Annotated in this window: 14 protein-coding genes; all 14 read left to right on the forward strand. The window is 70.9% G+C overall.

Annotated features, from left to right (window positions below; translation table 11 throughout):
- Positions 1–569: 23S rRNA (adenine(2503)-C(2))-methyltransferase RlmN (locus tag VKG64_05065; protein HKB24408.1), on the forward strand; the 569-nt coding region annotated here is incomplete at its 5' end.
- Positions 566–1,867, forward strand: a complete 1,302-nt coding sequence (gene mtaB, locus VKG64_05070; GenBank protein ID HKB24409.1) for a tRNA (N(6)-L-threonylcarbamoyladenosine(37)-C(2))-methylthiotransferase MtaB — start codon at positions 566–568, stop codon at positions 1,865–1,867. The genes VKG64_05065 and mtaB, both read left to right, overlap by 4 nt.
- Positions 1,867–2,778 (forward strand): S-methyl-5'-thioadenosine phosphorylase, encoded by a 912-nt coding sequence (gene mtnP / locus VKG64_05075; protein HKB24410.1) that lies wholly within the window; start codon positions 1,867–1,869, stop codon positions 2,776–2,778. Before mtaB ends, mtnP begins: the two co-directional genes overlap by 1 nt.
- On the forward strand, positions 2,771–3,682 hold the full coding sequence (locus VKG64_05080; GenBank protein ID HKB24411.1) for a PfkB family carbohydrate kinase: 912 nt from the start codon (positions 2,771–2,773) through the stop codon (positions 3,680–3,682). The genes mtnP and VKG64_05080 overlap by 8 nt, the downstream gene beginning before the upstream one ends.
- An 82-nt stretch (positions 3,683–3,764) precedes the next feature.
- Positions 3,765–4,592, forward strand: coding sequence for an ATP-dependent sacrificial sulfur transferase LarE (gene larE / locus VKG64_05085; GenBank protein HKB24412.1), 828 nt, complete (start codon positions 3,765–3,767; stop codon positions 4,590–4,592).
- Entirely contained in the window at positions 4,585–5,343 is a 759-nt protein-coding gene (gene larB / locus VKG64_05090; GenBank protein ID HKB24413.1) for a nickel pincer cofactor biosynthesis protein LarB, read from the forward strand. Before larE ends, larB begins: the two co-directional genes overlap by 8 nt.
- Positions 5,344–5,491: 148 nt before the next feature.
- The gene (larC, locus tag VKG64_05095; protein HKB24414.1) at positions 5,492–6,673 is read left to right on the forward strand and encodes a nickel pincer cofactor biosynthesis protein LarC; all 1,182 of its coding nucleotides are present in this window, start codon (positions 5,492–5,494) and stop codon (positions 6,671–6,673) included.
- Between the two features lie 27 nt (positions 6,674–6,700).
- Complete coding sequence (locus VKG64_05100; GenBank protein ID HKB24415.1) at positions 6,701–7,081, forward strand: Rid family detoxifying hydrolase; 381 nt, start codon at positions 6,701–6,703, stop codon at positions 7,079–7,081.
- A 123-nt stretch (positions 7,082–7,204) separates the two neighbouring features.
- Complete coding sequence (locus tag VKG64_05105) at positions 7,205–7,663, forward strand: (2Fe-2S)-binding protein (protein HKB24416.1); 459 nt, start codon at positions 7,205–7,207, stop codon at positions 7,661–7,663.
- Between the two features lie 9 nt (positions 7,664–7,672).
- On the forward strand, positions 7,673–10,036 hold the full coding sequence (locus VKG64_05110) for a xanthine dehydrogenase family protein molybdopterin-binding subunit (protein ID HKB24417.1): 2,364 nt from the start codon (positions 7,673–7,675) through the stop codon (positions 10,034–10,036).
- A gap of 15 nt (positions 10,037–10,051) precedes the next feature.
- Positions 10,052–10,921, forward strand: a complete 870-nt coding sequence (locus VKG64_05115) for a xanthine dehydrogenase family protein subunit M (GenBank protein ID HKB24418.1) — start codon at positions 10,052–10,054, stop codon at positions 10,919–10,921.
- Between the two features lie 36 nt (positions 10,922–10,957).
- Positions 10,958–12,175: a vanadium-dependent haloperoxidase gene (locus VKG64_05120; GenBank protein HKB24419.1), complete on the forward strand. Its 1,218-nt coding sequence runs from the start codon at positions 10,958–10,960 to the stop codon at positions 12,173–12,175.
- A 22-nt stretch (positions 12,176–12,197) separates the two neighbouring features.
- The gene (locus VKG64_05125; GenBank protein ID HKB24420.1) at positions 12,198–12,773 is read left to right on the forward strand and encodes a nucleotidyltransferase family protein; all 576 of its coding nucleotides are present in this window, start codon (positions 12,198–12,200) and stop codon (positions 12,771–12,773) included.
- 6 nt (positions 12,774–12,779) lie between these two features.
- Positions 12,780–14,346, forward strand: a 1,567-nt coding sequence (locus VKG64_05130; protein ID HKB24421.1) for an LAGLIDADG family homing endonuclease, incomplete at its 3' end; no start/stop codon positions are given.

The following is a 14,346-nucleotide window of genomic DNA, read 5'->3' on the forward strand; positions in this document are numbered from 1 at the left end:
TCATGGGGATGGGCGAGCCCCTCGCCAACTACGCGGCGGTCGTGACGTCGCTCCGGATCCTCACGGACCCGAAGCTCGGCCTGGGCTACCCGCCGCGCCGGATCACGGTCTCGACGGTCGGGCTCGTGCCGGGGATCGAGAAGCTCGGCCGCGAGGACCTCAGAGTGAACCTCGCGATCTCGCTCCACGCCGCGACCGACGAGGTGCGGGGCCGTCTCATGCCGGTGAACCGCTCGTTCGACCTCGCGGCGCTGATGGCGGCGCTCAGGACGTACCCGCTGGCTCCCCGCCAGCGGATCTTCTTCGAGTACGTGATGCTCGATGACGTCAACGACTCGCTCGCGGACGCGGCGCGGCTCGCGAAGCTCGTCAGTGGAATTCGCGCGAAGGTGAACCTGATCCCGTTCAACGACTGGGAGGGCGCCGAGTTCCGCCGGCCGCCGCTGCCGCGGATCCTCGCCTTCCAGTCCGTCCTCCTCGACGCCGGCATCACGACCACCGTCCGCTGGAGCAAGGGCGAGGACATCGGTGCCGCCTGCGGCCAGCTGAGGGAGCCGGTCCCGGCGTGACTCCGCGGACCGTCGCGTTCGCCACGCTCGGCTGCCGTCTGAACCAGGTGGACACGCAGCAGCTCCAGACCCTGCTCGAGGCGCGCGGCTTCAGGACCGTGCCCGTCGAGGAGCCCGCCGACGTCGTCGTGGTGAACACGTGCACGGTCACGGCCCGCGCCGAGTTCTCGGACCGCCAGGCGATCCGGCGCGCGGCCCGCGTGAGCCCGGGGGCGCGGCTCGTCGTCACGGGGTGCTGGGCCCAGACGAGCCCCGAGGCGGTCGCGCGCCTCGCGGAGGTGGACCTCGTGGTCGGCAACGCCGACAAGCACCGCCTGCCCGAGCTGCTCGACGGGCTCCTCACGCGGCGCATCGAGGTCTCCGACGTCCGCCGCGCGCGCACCCTCGACGTCGCGCCGCTGGCGCGGGTCAACGGGCGCTCGCGCGCGTTCCTCAAGGTCCAGGACGGCTGCCAGCATCGCTGCGCCTTCTGCATCGTGCCCTTCGCCCGCGGTACCAGCCGGAGCCTCGAGCCGAAGGTGGTCCTCGACCAGGCCCGGCTCCTCGTCGAGGCGGGTCACCCCGAAGTCGTCGTGACGGGCGTGGACCTCGGCCACTACGGCGCCGACCTCCTCCCGCGCACGACGCTGGCCGCGCTCCTGCGCGACCTGGTCGAGCTGCCGGGGCTCCGCTGGGTGCGGCTCTCGTCGGTCCTGCCGGCGTACTTCACGCCCGAGCTCACCGAGCTCGTGACGGCGTCGCCCCGCGTCGCGCCGCACCTCCACCTCCCGCTCCAGAGCGGGAGTGACCGGGTGCTCAGGCGGATGCGGCGCCCGTACACCGCGCGGATGTATCGCGACCTGGTCGAGCGCCTCGTTCGCGCCGTGCCGTCGCTCGGCCTCGGCACCGACCTGATCGTCGGCTTTCCCGGCGAGAGCGAGGCGGACTTCGAGGCGACGCTCGAGCTCGTCGCGGCGCTGCCCTTCTCCTACCTCCACGTCTTTCCATACTCGCCGCGAAAGGGCACGGAGGCCGCGCGCTTGGGCGACACGGTGGACGCGACGACGATCGCGCGGCGCGGCCGGGCGCTGCGTGACGTGGCGCGACGGAAGAGTCTCGAGTTCCGCCTGAGGCTCGCGGGCGGCGTCGAGGACGTGCTGGTGCTCGAGACGCGCGACCGCGCCACGGGGCGGCTCGTCGGACTCACGGGCAACTACGTGGAGGTCCGGTTCGACGGCCCCGACGCCCTCATGGGCCGGCTCGCGCGGGTGCGGGTCACCCGGGCGGAGCGGGACCGCACGCTGGGAGCGCTCGCGTGATGGCGGTGCGAGCCGCAGCACTGAACGAGACGCCCGCGATCGGCATCATCGGCGGCAGCGGGCTCTACGAGCTCTCCGGGCTGAGCGACGTCCGGTGGCGGCGGGTGCGGACGCCGTTCGGCGATCCCTCCGACGCGTACTGCACGGGTCGGTTCATGGACCGGCGGGTGATCTTCCTGCCGCGCCACGGGCGCGGCCACCGCCTCATGCCGAGCGAGCTCAACTTCCGCGCCAACATCTGGGGGCTCAAGGCGCTCGGCGTGGAATGGGTCATCTCGATCTCCGCCGTCGGCAGCATGAAGGAGGCGATCCGGCCGCTCGACCTCGTCGTGCCCGACCAGTTCTTCGACGCGACCCGGCGGCGCGTCTCCACCTTCTTCGGCGAGGGCATCGTCGCCCACGTCGGCATGGCGGAGCCCGTCTGCGCCGACCTCGCCACGGCGCTCGAGAAGGCCGCCCGCCAGACCGGCGCCATCGTCCACCGCGGCGGGACCTACATCTGCATCGAGGGGCCGCAGTTCTCGACGAAGGCGGAATCGCGGATCTACCGGAGCTGGGGCGTGGACGTCATCGGCATGACCAACATGCCCGAGGCGCGGCTCGCGCGCGAGGCGGAGCTCTGCTACGCGAGCCTCGCGCTCGCGACCGACTACGACGTCTGGCACGAGACGCACGAGACCGTCTCGGTCGAGGCGGTCGTGCAGAACCTCCTGAAGAACGTCGCGACCGCCAAGGAAGTCCTGCGCGCGGTGATCCCGGCCATCGGGCCGGGGCGCACGTGCGAGTGCCCGGCCCTCCTCCGGAGCGCGGTCATCACCGACCCGAAGGCGTTCCCGCCGCGGACGCGCAAGCGGCTCGGGCTGCTGCTCGACAAGTACTTCCCTCCGAAACGGAGCCGGCGTCGTGGGTGATCTCCTGGTGGTGGGCTCGGTCGCGCTCGACAGCGTGGAGACGCCGTTCGGCAAGGTCCAGGAGGCGCTCGGCGGCTCGGCGACGTACTTCGCCTACTCAGCGAGCTTCTTCACCCAGGTGCGCCTCGTCGCCGCGGTCGGCGAGGACTTCCCGGAGTCGCACCGCCGCCTCCTCGCCGATCGCGGCGTGGACACCGCGGGGCTCAAGACCTCCAAGGGGCGCACCTTCCGCTGGACGGGCCAGTACGGCTACGACCTGAACGAGGCGAAGACTCTCGACACCCAGCTCAACGTCTTCGCCACCTTCCGCCCGACGCTCGACGACGGGCTCCGGACCGCGCCGTTCCTGTTCCTCGCCAACATCGACCCCGAGCTCCAGCACGACGTGCTCCATCAGATGAAGGATCGCCCACGGCTGGTGGCCCTCGACACCATGAACTTCTGGATCCAGGGCAAGCAGGCGGCGCTCCGCCGCGTGCTCGCGGAGGTGGACGTGGTGACGATCAACGACGGCGAGGCGCGGCAGCTCGCGAGCGAGCCGAACCTGGTCCGCGCCGCGCGCGCGATCGCCGGGATGGGGCCGCGGACGGTCGTTGTCAAGCGCGGCGAGTACGGCGCCCTGATGCTGACGGACGGGGCCTTCTTCTTCGTCCCCGCGTATCCGCTCGAGTCGGTGTACGACCCGACCGGCGCGGGCGACACGTTCGCCGGCGGGTTCATGGGCTACCTCGCTGCTCAGGAGCGCGTGGACGCCGGGGCGATGCGGCGCGCCCTCGTCTACGGCTCGGTGATGGCGTCCTTCACCGTCGAGGACTTCTCGCTGAAGCGCCTGACGCGGCTCAAGCCCGCCGACATCGCCGAGCGCTACGCCGCCTTCCACGACCTGATCCGGCTCGAGCAATGAATCGCCCCATGCAGAACGCAGCCACCACGCACCTCTCTCAGGGCACGTCCCGAGTGCCACCGGGCTCGCGGACCCCGCTCCAATGACCCAGGCGAAGTACGCGAAGCTGCTCGACGTCCTCCGCGGACTGGACGGCGTGGTCGTGGCCTTCTCGGGCGGCGTGGACTCGACGCTCCTCGCCCGGGCGGCGAAGGACGCGCTCGGCGATCGGGCGCTCCTGGTGACGGCGGACTCGGAGACCTATCCCGCGAGCGAGCTCGCCGAGGCGCGGCGGTTCGGGGAGCTCCTGGGGATGCGTCACCTCGTCGTGAAGACCGAGGAGCTGCAGAACCCGGACTACGCGAAGAACCCGGCCAACCGGTGCTTCTTCTGCAAGGAGGAGCTCTTCGCGAAGCTCGCGCCGATCGCCGCGCGCGAGGGCGTGACGACGCTCGTGTACGGCGCCAACATGGACGATCTCGGCGACCACCGGCCGGGGATGAAGGCGGCGCAGCAGGCGGGCGTCCGCGCGCCCCTGATCGAGGCCGAGCTGTGGAAGGCAGAGATCCGGGAGCTCTCGCGCGGGCTCGGCCTGCCCACGTGGGACAAGCCCTCGTTCGCGTGCCTCTCGTCGCGCTTCCAGTATGGCGACCGGATCACGCCCGAGAAGCTCAGGCAGGTGGACGCGGCCGAGGAGTTCGTGCGCTCGCTCGGCTTCCGCCAGTTCCGCGTCCGCCACCACGACCGGCTGGCGCGCCTCGAGCTCGCGAAGGCTGAGCTGGCGCGACTCTGGCAGGACGGGCGCGACGAGGCGATCGTGAAGCGCTTCCGCGAGCTCGGGTACCTCTACGTGGCCGTGGACCTCGCGGGGTTCCAGTCGGGGAGCGCGAATCTGCTCCTGGCCCTCGGCAGGAAGGCGGGCGGTGGATAGGGAGGCGATCCGGAAGCTCCTCGAGGACGTCCAGGCCGGCCGCCTCGACGTGCCGTCGGCGGTGGCGCGCCTGCGCAGCCTGCCCTACGAGGACCTGCGCTTTGCCAAGGTGGACCATCACCGCGCCCTTCGCGGCGGCGCCGCCGAAGCGGTGTTCTGCCCGGGGAAGACGCCGGAGCAGGTGGTCGCGATCCTCACGCGCCTGGCCCAGTACCACGCCAACGTCCTCGCCACCCGCGCCGACGCGGCGGTCGCCGCCGCCGTCGCCGCGGCGGGCCTCCCGCACGCCTGGCACGCCGACGCGCGGCTCGTGGTCGTGCGCCCGGAGCCCGTCGCGGGCGTGGGGCTCGTCGTGATCGCGGCCGCGGGGACGGCGGACCTCCCGGTCGCCGAGGAGGCGGCGCTCGTCGCCGAGGCGCTCGGCAACCGCGTCGAGCGCGTGTACGACTGCGGCGTGGCGGGCCTCCACCGGCTAATCGACTACTACGACCTCCTCGCCGAGGCGAACGCGATCGTCGCGGTCGCCGGGATGGAGGGCGCGCTCCCGAGCGTCATCGGCGGCCTCGTGGACCGCCCGGTCATCGCGGTGCCGACGTCCGTCGGGTACGGCGCGTCCCTCGGCGGCATCGCGGCGCTCCTCGCGATGCTGAACTCCTGCGCGCCCGGGGTGTCGGTCGTCAACATCGACAACGGTTACGGGGCCGCGCATCAGGCCAGCCAGATCAACCAGCTCGTCGCGAAAATCCGCTGATGTCCGACATGACGATCTACGCGCGGGGCCGGGCGGGGGCAGCCCTGGGAGACCCGTGTAGTCAGCGGCGGCGGACCCGACGAACCGAAATTATCGCAGCGCAGCACAGCAGTCGTGGTCGAGCAGGGCTGCCCCCGCGCGACCCCGCATGAAGATCGTCTACTTCGATTGTCCGAGCGGGGCGGCGGGGGACATGATCATGGCCGCGCTGGTGGACGCGGGGGCGCCGCTCGACGCGCTGCGTGCCGAGCTCGCGAAGCTCCGGCTCGAGGGCTGGCGGCTCGTCGCCCGCGAGGTGACGAAGGGCGCCTTCCGCGCCACGAAGGTCGACGTCGAGGTGGACCGGCGCGCCCACCACGAGCACCGCTCCCTCGCCGACATCCTCCGGATCCTCGACGCGAGCGCGCTGGCGCCGGCGATCAGGGAGAAGGCCGCGCGCATCTTCACCCGTCTCGCCGACGCGGAGGCGCGCGCCCACGGCACGACGCGCGAGGCCGTCCACTTCCACGACGTCGGCGCCGTGGACGCTATCGTTGACGTGACGGGCGGCGTCGTCGCGCTCCATCTCCTCGGCGCCGAGGCCGTCCACGTGTCGGCGCTCCCGCTCGGGGGAGGTCTCGCCGACGGCCCGCACGGCAAGATCCCCGTGCCCGGCCCGGGCACGGCCGAGCTGCTGCGCGGCTTCCCCGTGGTGGACACGGGGGTGCGGGCCGAGCTCGTGACGCCGACGGGCGCCGCGATCCTGACGACGCTCGCCGCCTCCGCGGGCCGGATGCCGGCGATGACGGTGCTGGCGGTCGGCTACGGCGCGGGCACGATGGACCTGCCGGGGACGCCGAACGTCCTGCGCTGCTTCGTGGGCGAGACGGCGGAGGCCGGCGGCGACGAGACGGTCCTCCAGGTCGAGACGACGATCGACGACATGTCGCCCCAGCTCTACGAGCCCCTCGTCGAGCGGCTCTTCGAGGCGGGTGCGCTCGACGTGTTCCTGACGCCCGTGGTCATGAAGCGCGGGCGCCCCGGCGTCGTCGTCACCGCGCTCGCCCCCCACGACAGGCTCGACGCGGTCTCGCGCGCGCTCTTCGAGGAGTCGCCGACCATCGGCGTCCGCTGGTCGGAGTGGCGCCGCACCCGGCTCGAGCGCGAGATGGTGACGCTCCCGACCGCCTACGGGGCGATCCCGTTCAAGGTCTCGCGCCTCGGCGGGCGCGTCGTGACCGTCACGCCGGAGTTCGTCGAGGTTCTCCGGATCGCGCGCGAGAAGTCGCTGCCGGTGCGCGAGGTGCTCGACCAGGCGCGCGCCGACGGGCGCCGGCTCTTCCAGCCCTAGCTGGGCGCTCGCGCCGCGGAGGTCCGCATGCGCAAGCAGGTCGTCCACACCGACAAGGTCCCGCCGGCGCGCGTGCCTCTCTCCCAGGCCATCAAGGTCGGCGACTGGGTCTTCGCCTCGGGCCAGCTCGGCAACGATCCGCGGACGGGGCGGCTGGCCGCGGGCGGCATCGGGCCCGAGACCCGGCAGGTCTGCGAGAACCTCAAGGCCGTCCTGGAGGCCGCCGGGTCGTCGCTGGACCGGGTGGTGAAGGTGACGATCTACATGGCGGACCTCGGCGAGCTCATGGCGATGAACGAGGTCTTCGGCCGGTACTTCTCCGAGGACCCGCCGGCCCGCACCACCTTTCAGTGCACGGGCCTGATCGCCGGTGCCAGGGTCGAGATCGAGGCCATCGCGACGGTCTGACCGCGGCGGTCGCGAGGCCGTTGACACCGCGGCGGGTGCGGCTTACCCTCTGTCGCGCCAGGCATCAGGTCCGCGCCAAAACCCCCGAATCCCGGAGGACGAGTCGTGAAACTGCCAGTGACGATGACCATCAACGGCCAGAAGCAGAGCCACGAAGTCGAGCCGCGCCTCCTGCTCGTCCACTACATCCGCGAGGTGGTGGGGCTCACGGGGACGCACGTCGGCTGCGACACGAGCCAGTGCGGGGCGTGTGTGATCAACCTGAACGGCCAGGCGGTGAAGTCGTGCACGGTGTTCACGGTGCAAGCCGACGGCGCCAAGATCACGACGATCGAGGGGATGGCGAAGAACGGCGAGCTCCACCCCATCCAGCAGGGCTTCTGGGAGAAGCACGGCCTCCAGTGCGGCTTCTGCACGCCGGGCATGATCATGACGGCAGCCGAGATCCTGGAGCGCTACCCGCGGCCGACCGAGGAGCAGATCCGGCACCAGCTCGAGGGCAACCTCTGCCGGTGCACCGGCTACCACAACATCGTGAAGGCGATCCAGTGGGCGGCCGAGCACATGCCGGCGAAGAAGTAGGGGGACGCCATGGCGACGGTCACCGACGGCCGGCTCTTTGGGAAGTCCATCAAGCGGCGTGAGGACCCGCGCTTCATCACCGGACGCGGGACGTACGTGGACGACGTGAAGCTGCCGGGCATGACCTACGCGGCCTTCGTCCGGAGCCCGCACGCCCACGCGAAGATCAAGGCGATCGACTCCGCGCGGGCGACGAAGGTCCCGGGCGTCCTCGCGGTCTACACGGGTCAGGACGTCAGGGTCGGCGGGCTCCCGTGCGGCTGGATGCTGCCAGGCATCAAGGTGCCGACGCGTCCCGCGCTCGCCCAGGGCAAGACGCGCTACGTCGGCGAGCCCGTCGCGATCGTGATCGGCGAGACGGCGTACGCGGCGAAGGACGGCGCCGAGGCGGTGAAGGTCACGTACGAGGCCCTCCCGGGCGTGAGCGACGGCAAGAAGGCCCACCAGAAAGGCGCCCCGCAGCTCTTCGACGAGATCCCGTCCAACGAGTGCTTCTACTGGACGATCGGCGACAAGGCGGCGACCGAGGCCGCCTTCAAGTCGGCCGCGACCGTCGTCTCCCAGCCGCTCCTCAACCAGCGGCTCATCCCGAACGCGATGGAGCCCCGCGCCTGCCTCGCCTCCTACTCGACGGCGACCGACGAGCTCACGCTCTGGGTGACCTCCCAGAACCCGCACGTCCACCGCCTGCTGATGGCGGCGTTCGTCCTCACGATCCCCGAGACGAAGATGCGGGTGATCGCGCCGGACGTGGGCGGCGGCTTCGGCTCGAAGATCTTCGTCTACAACGAGGAGGTCGTGGTGTCGTGGGCCGCGCGGGCGCTCAAGCGGCCGCTGAAGTGGACCGCCGAGCGCCGCGAGAGCTTCCTCAACGACGCGCACGGCCGTGACCACGTGACCGAGGCCGAGATGGCGTTCGACCGCGACGGGAAGGTCACGGGGCTCCGCGTGAAGACCCACGCGAACCTCGGCGCCTACCTCTCGACGTTCGCGCCGCTGATCCCGTCGTTCCTCTACGGGCCGCTCCTCTCCGGCGTCTACAAGATCCCCGCGATCTTCTGCGAGGTCTGGGGGATGCTCACGAACACGGCGCCCGTGGACGCCTACCGGGGCGCGGGCCGGCCGGAGGCGACCTATCTGCTCGAGCGCCTGATGGACCGCGCGGCGCGGCAGCTGAAGCTCGACCCCGTCGAGCTCCGGCGGAAGAACTTCATCCCGGCGTTCACGGACGGCACGCCCTACCAGACGCCGGTCGCGTTCGCGTACGACAGCGGCAACTACGAGCCGGCGCTCCGCCGGGCGCTCGAGCTCGTCGGCTACGAGCAGACGCGCAAGGAGCAGGCCGCGGGCCGCCGGAGCGGCAAGTACATCGGCATCGGCGTCAGCACGTACATCGAGGCGTGCGGTCCGGCGCCCTCGGCGGTCGCGGGCTCGCTCGGCGCCGGCGCAGGCCTGTGGGAGTCCGGCCAGGTGCGGGTGGATCCGACGGGCACCGTCACCGTCTTCACGGGCTCGCACTCGCACGGGCAGGGCCACGAGACGACGTTCGCCCAGATCGTCGCCGACGAGCTCGGCATCCCGATGGAGCAGGTCGAGGTCGTCCACGGCGACACGGGCCGGATCCCGTTCGGGATGGGCACCTACGGGAGCCGGTCGGCGTGCGTCGGCGGCAGCGCCATCGTCAAGTGCCTCGACAAGATCAAGGAGAAGGGGCGCAAGATCGCCGCGCACCTCCTCGAGGCCGGGGAGCAGGACCTCGTCTTCCAGGGCGGCGCCTGGTCGGTGAAGGGCTCACCCGACAAGAAGAAGGCCTGGGGCGAGGTGGCGCTGATGGCTTACCTCGCGCACAACATCCCGCAGGGCATGGAGCCCGGGCTCGAGGCGACGAGCTTCTACGACCCGGTGAACTTCACGTTCCCGTTCGGCACCCACATCGCCGTCGTCGAGGTCGATCCGGAGACGGGCGCCGTGAAGATCTTGAAGTACGTCGCGGTGGACGACGTGGGCCGGGTCATCAACCCGATGATCGTGGACGGCATGGTGCATGGCGGCATCGCCCAGGGCATCGGCCAGGCGCTCTGGGAGCACGGCGTGTACGCGGACGACGGGCAGCTCGTGACGGCCACGATGATGGACTACGCGATGCCCAAGGCCGATGCGCTCCCGAGCTACGTGACCGATCGCACGGTGACGCCGAGCCCGATCAACCCGCTCGGCGTCAAGGGCGCGGGCGAGACGGGCACGATCGCCTCGACGCCCGCGATCGCGAACGCGGTCATGGACGCGATCGAGCCCTTCGGGGTCAGGCACCTCGACATGCCGCTCACGCCGGGCAAGATCTGGAAGGCCGTCGCGGCCGCCAAGAAGAAGTAGAGGGAGGCGCCACGCATGTATCCCGCCACGTTCCAGTACCACTCGCCGAAGAACGTCAAGGAAGCGCTCGGGCTCCTCGGCAAGCACAAGGACGAGGCCAAGGTCCTCGCGGGCGGCCACAGCCTCATCCCGATGATGAAGCTCCGCCTCGCCCAGCCCAAGCATCTCGTCGATCTGCGCCGGGTTCCGGGGCTCTCGGGCATCAAGGCCGACGGCAAGGCCCTCGCGATCGGCGCCATGACGACCCACTGGGCCATCGAGTCGTCGTCCACCGTCAAGTCGAAGCTCCCCGTTCTCGCCGAGGTCGCGGCGCTCATCGGCGACCCGGCCGTGCGTAACAAGGGGACCATCGGCGGCTCGCTCGCCCACGCCGACCCCGCGGCCGACTGGCCCGCGGCCATCCTCGCGCTCGGCGCGGAGATGGTCTGCGAGGGCCCGAAGGGCAAGCGGAAGGTCGCCGCGGACCAGTGGTTCCTCGGCCTCATGGCGACGGCGCTCAAGGACCGGGAGCTGCTCGTCCAGGTGCGCGTCCCGCTGCTCGCTCCGGGCTCGGGCGCCGCCTACTTGAAGTTCCCGCACCCGGCGTCGCGCTTCGCCGTGGTCGGCGTCTGCGCCGCGGTCACCCTCGACAAGCAGGGCGTCTGCACCAAGGCCAGCGTCGCCGTCACCGGCGCCGGCACCAAGGCCGTGCGGGCCAAGGGCGTCGAGGCGGGGCTCGTCGGCAAGAAGCTCGACGCGGCGGCGATCGAGGCCGCGGCGCAGAAGGCCGCGGAGGGCGTGGACGTGCAGGCCGACCTCCAGGGCTCGGTCGAGTACAAGGCGCACCTCTGCCGTGTCTTCGCGAAGCGCGCGCTCACGGAAGCGGTCAAGCGGGCGCGCGGCTAACGGGCGACGACCGGACGCTTCCCCTCGGAGGGCGCCATGAAGACGCTCCTGTCAGTGCTCACGATCACGCTGTCGATCGTTCCCGCGGTGGCCGCAGGCGACGTCGTTACGGAGTGGAACGAGATCACGCTCGCCACCGCCGCCGCGGCGCGGATCTCGGGGACGGGGGCGAGCCGTATCACGGCGACGGTCCACGCGGCGGTCTTCGACGCCGCGAATTCCGTCGAGGGCCGCTACGCCTCGTACAAGATCAAGGTCGCGGCCGCTCCCGGCGCCTCGGCTGAAGCCGCCGCCGTGGCCGCGGCCTACACGGTTCTGACGCGACTGATCCCCGACCAGAAACCCGGTCTCGATGCGGCCTATGCGAGGTCGCTGGGGCGCATCGCCGGCGGCGCCGGCAAGGACCAGGGCCTCGCGATCGGCCAGAAGGTGGCGACCGAGCTCGTCGCCCTGCGAGCCAACGACGGCGCCAGCGCGCCGAACGTCTATCGGCCGATCACGGTCCCGAGCGTCTATACCATGACGACGCTCCCGATCGCGACGCACTGGGGCGGCGTGACGCCCTGGGTGCTCCAGCGCGGCTCGCAGTTCCGCCCGGGACCGCCGCCCGCCCTGACGAGCGCCGAATGGGCGCGTGACGTCAACGAGGTCAAGGATCTCGGAGGAAGGACGAGTCAGCTCCGGACGGCGGAGCAGACGGACATCGCGCGCTTCTGGGTGGTCGTCGGCCCGGCGAGCTGGGACCCGGTCGTGCGGCAGCTCGCGGCGGCGCCCGGACGGAGCCTGCTGGAGAACGCGCGCCTGTTCGCGCTCGCCGAGATGGCGGCCGCCGACGCGTACATCGCTGTCTTCGACGCCAAATACGCGTTCAACCTCTGGCGTCCGATCACGGCGATACGCAACGGCGACGCGCACGGCAACGCCGCCGTCACCCGGATACCGGACTGGGAACCTCTCGTGGACACCCCGCTGCATCCCGAGTATCCGTGCGCGCACTGCATCACGTCCGCCGCGATCGCGGCCGTCCTCGAAGCGGAGTTCGGCGCCGGACCCGCTCGCGAGATCACGATGACGAGTCCGACCGCGCCCGGTGTCGTGCGCCGGTGGACCACCTTCAACGCGTACACCGACGAGGTGTCGGAAGCCAGGATCTACGGCGGCATCCATTACCGCACCTCGGCCACGGTCGGTCAGGCGATGGGCCGACTGATCGGCGCGTTCGCCGCCCAGCAGTACCTGAAGCCCGCGCGGTGAGAAGGAGCCGTCCCCGCATCCGGTGATCGCGGCGGTCGTCCTCGCGGCGGGGCTCGCGCGGCGGATGGGGCGCCAGAAGCTCCTCCTTCAGCTCCAGGGCAAGCCCGTCGTGCGCTGGGCGGTCGAGCGCGTCGCGCCGCACGCGGGCGAGGTCGTCGTGGTCACGGGCCAGGACGACGTCGCGATCCGCGAGGCGCTCGCGGGGCTCGCGGTCCGCTTCGCCGTCAATCCGACTCCGCAGGCCGGGCAGGGAAGCTCGATCGCCGTGGGCGTCGCGGCGCTCCCGCCGTGGACACGCGCCGCGCTGATCGCCCTCGGCGACCAGCCGCGGCTGCCCGACGCTGTCGTGCCGGCACTCCTCGCCGCGTTCGCGCGCTCGGGCCGGCCGATCGTCGCGCCGGTCTATCGCGGGACGCAGGGCACGCCGGTCCTCTTCGCGTCGGAGGTCTTCGCGGAGCTCAGGGCGCTCACCGGCGACGCGGGGGCCCGCGCCGTCGTGAACGCGCAGCCCGAGCGCGTCGAGCGCGTGTCCTTCGATCTCGCGATGCCGCCCGACGTGGACACGCCCGAGGACTTCACGAGGCTTCATGTACAATGACAGACCATGCGTGACGAGATCCGGAAGATCCAGGAGATGATGGAGGCGGCGGACTACGTCACCGACGCGCCCGTGGCGACGTCCGTGCATCTCGCCATGCGCCTCCTGAAGCCGCTCCTCATCGAGGGCCCGGCGGGCGTGGGCAAGACCGAGGTCGCGAAGGTGATGGCGCGGATGCTCGGCACGAACCTGATCCGCCTGCAGTGCTACGAGGGGCTCGACGTCTCGACCGCGCTCTACGAGTGGAACTACCAGAAGCAGCTCCTGCACATCAAGCTCGAGGAGACCGGGCACAACAACCGGCCGATCGGCGAGAAGGAGCACGAGATCTTCTCCGAGCCGTTCCTGCTGCGGCGTCCGCTCCTTCTGGCCATCAGTCAGGAGTCGCAGGCGCCGGTGCTCCTGGTCGACGAGTGCGACCGTAGTGATGAAGAGTTCGAGGCGTTCATGCTCGAGATCTTCTCCGAGCCGTTCCTGCTGCGTCGCCCGCTCCTCCAGGCGATCAGCCAGGAGTCCCAGGCGCCGGTCCTCCTGGTGGACGAGTGCGATCGGTGCGTCGCCGCCCGGACGCTCGTGACGACGTCTCGAGGGATCACACGGGCGGAGGAGATCCTACCCGGCGACGAGCTCGTCAGCTTCGATCCAGGACAATTCCGGCTGAGCCGCTCGCGGGTGAGGAAAGTCATCCCGAGACAGACGGCTGACATCGTGCGGATCATCGTCGGCGGTCGACTTCTCGAGGTCACTCCGGAGCACAAGTTCGTTCGTTATTCGGACGCCGGCTTCGAGGTCGTCCGTGCGGCCGATCTGCGTCCGTCGAACCGGGTTCCGCTGGCGAAGGCCACGGGTGACGTCGAGGAATCCGAGCCCCGGTTCGAGTTCAGCGACAACATGGTCAAGCTGACGCCGCAAGGGAAAGAGCTGCTGCGGCGAGCCCGCCGGAGCTCCGGTCTGACATACGAGGAGATCGCGGGTCGCGTCGGAGTGTCGCGAAACCATCTGCGAAACGTGCTCCAGCCACGGTCATTCCGCGATTCCCTGCGTGCCGCGGTCCTCGAGAAGCTCACGGCGCTGCTCGGGGTCAGGGGCCGACTCGATAGCCTCGAGCACTCCAGCGGGCTCCGCGTCGATCAATGTGTGCCCTTCTATGAGGTTCTGGGCTACATCGTTGCCGACGGCTGCTTCACGAGCGACCGGCTGTGCATCGCGGACAAGGACCGGGCCAACCTCGAGATCTATGCGGAGAAGTTCGAGAAGGCCTTCGGCGTGCCGCCGCGGATCGTTCCTGGCCCGCACCGGAATTACGAGCTCACGTACCACTCGCTCCCGCTGGGTCGGTTTCTGCGCCGGGTGCTCGGTCCCGGGATGGACCGGAGCCGTGTGCGGCTGGTACCCGACTTCGTCTTCTCGCTTCCCCGGGAGAAGCGGGCCGCATTCGTCCGGGGCTACTTCGACGGCGAAGGGTGGGTAGGCGATCACCAGGTGTGTGCGGCCTCGGCGTCGCCCTACCTCCTGGCGGGCATCCAGCAACTGCTCGGGTCGGTCGGCGTTGACGGCCAGATCTCGGGACACA

The sequence above is a fragment of the Candidatus Methylomirabilota bacterium genome (assembly GCA_035260325.1).
In the GTDB taxonomy this organism is placed as follows: Bacteria; Methylomirabilota; Methylomirabilia; order Rokubacteriales; family CSP1-6; genus AR19.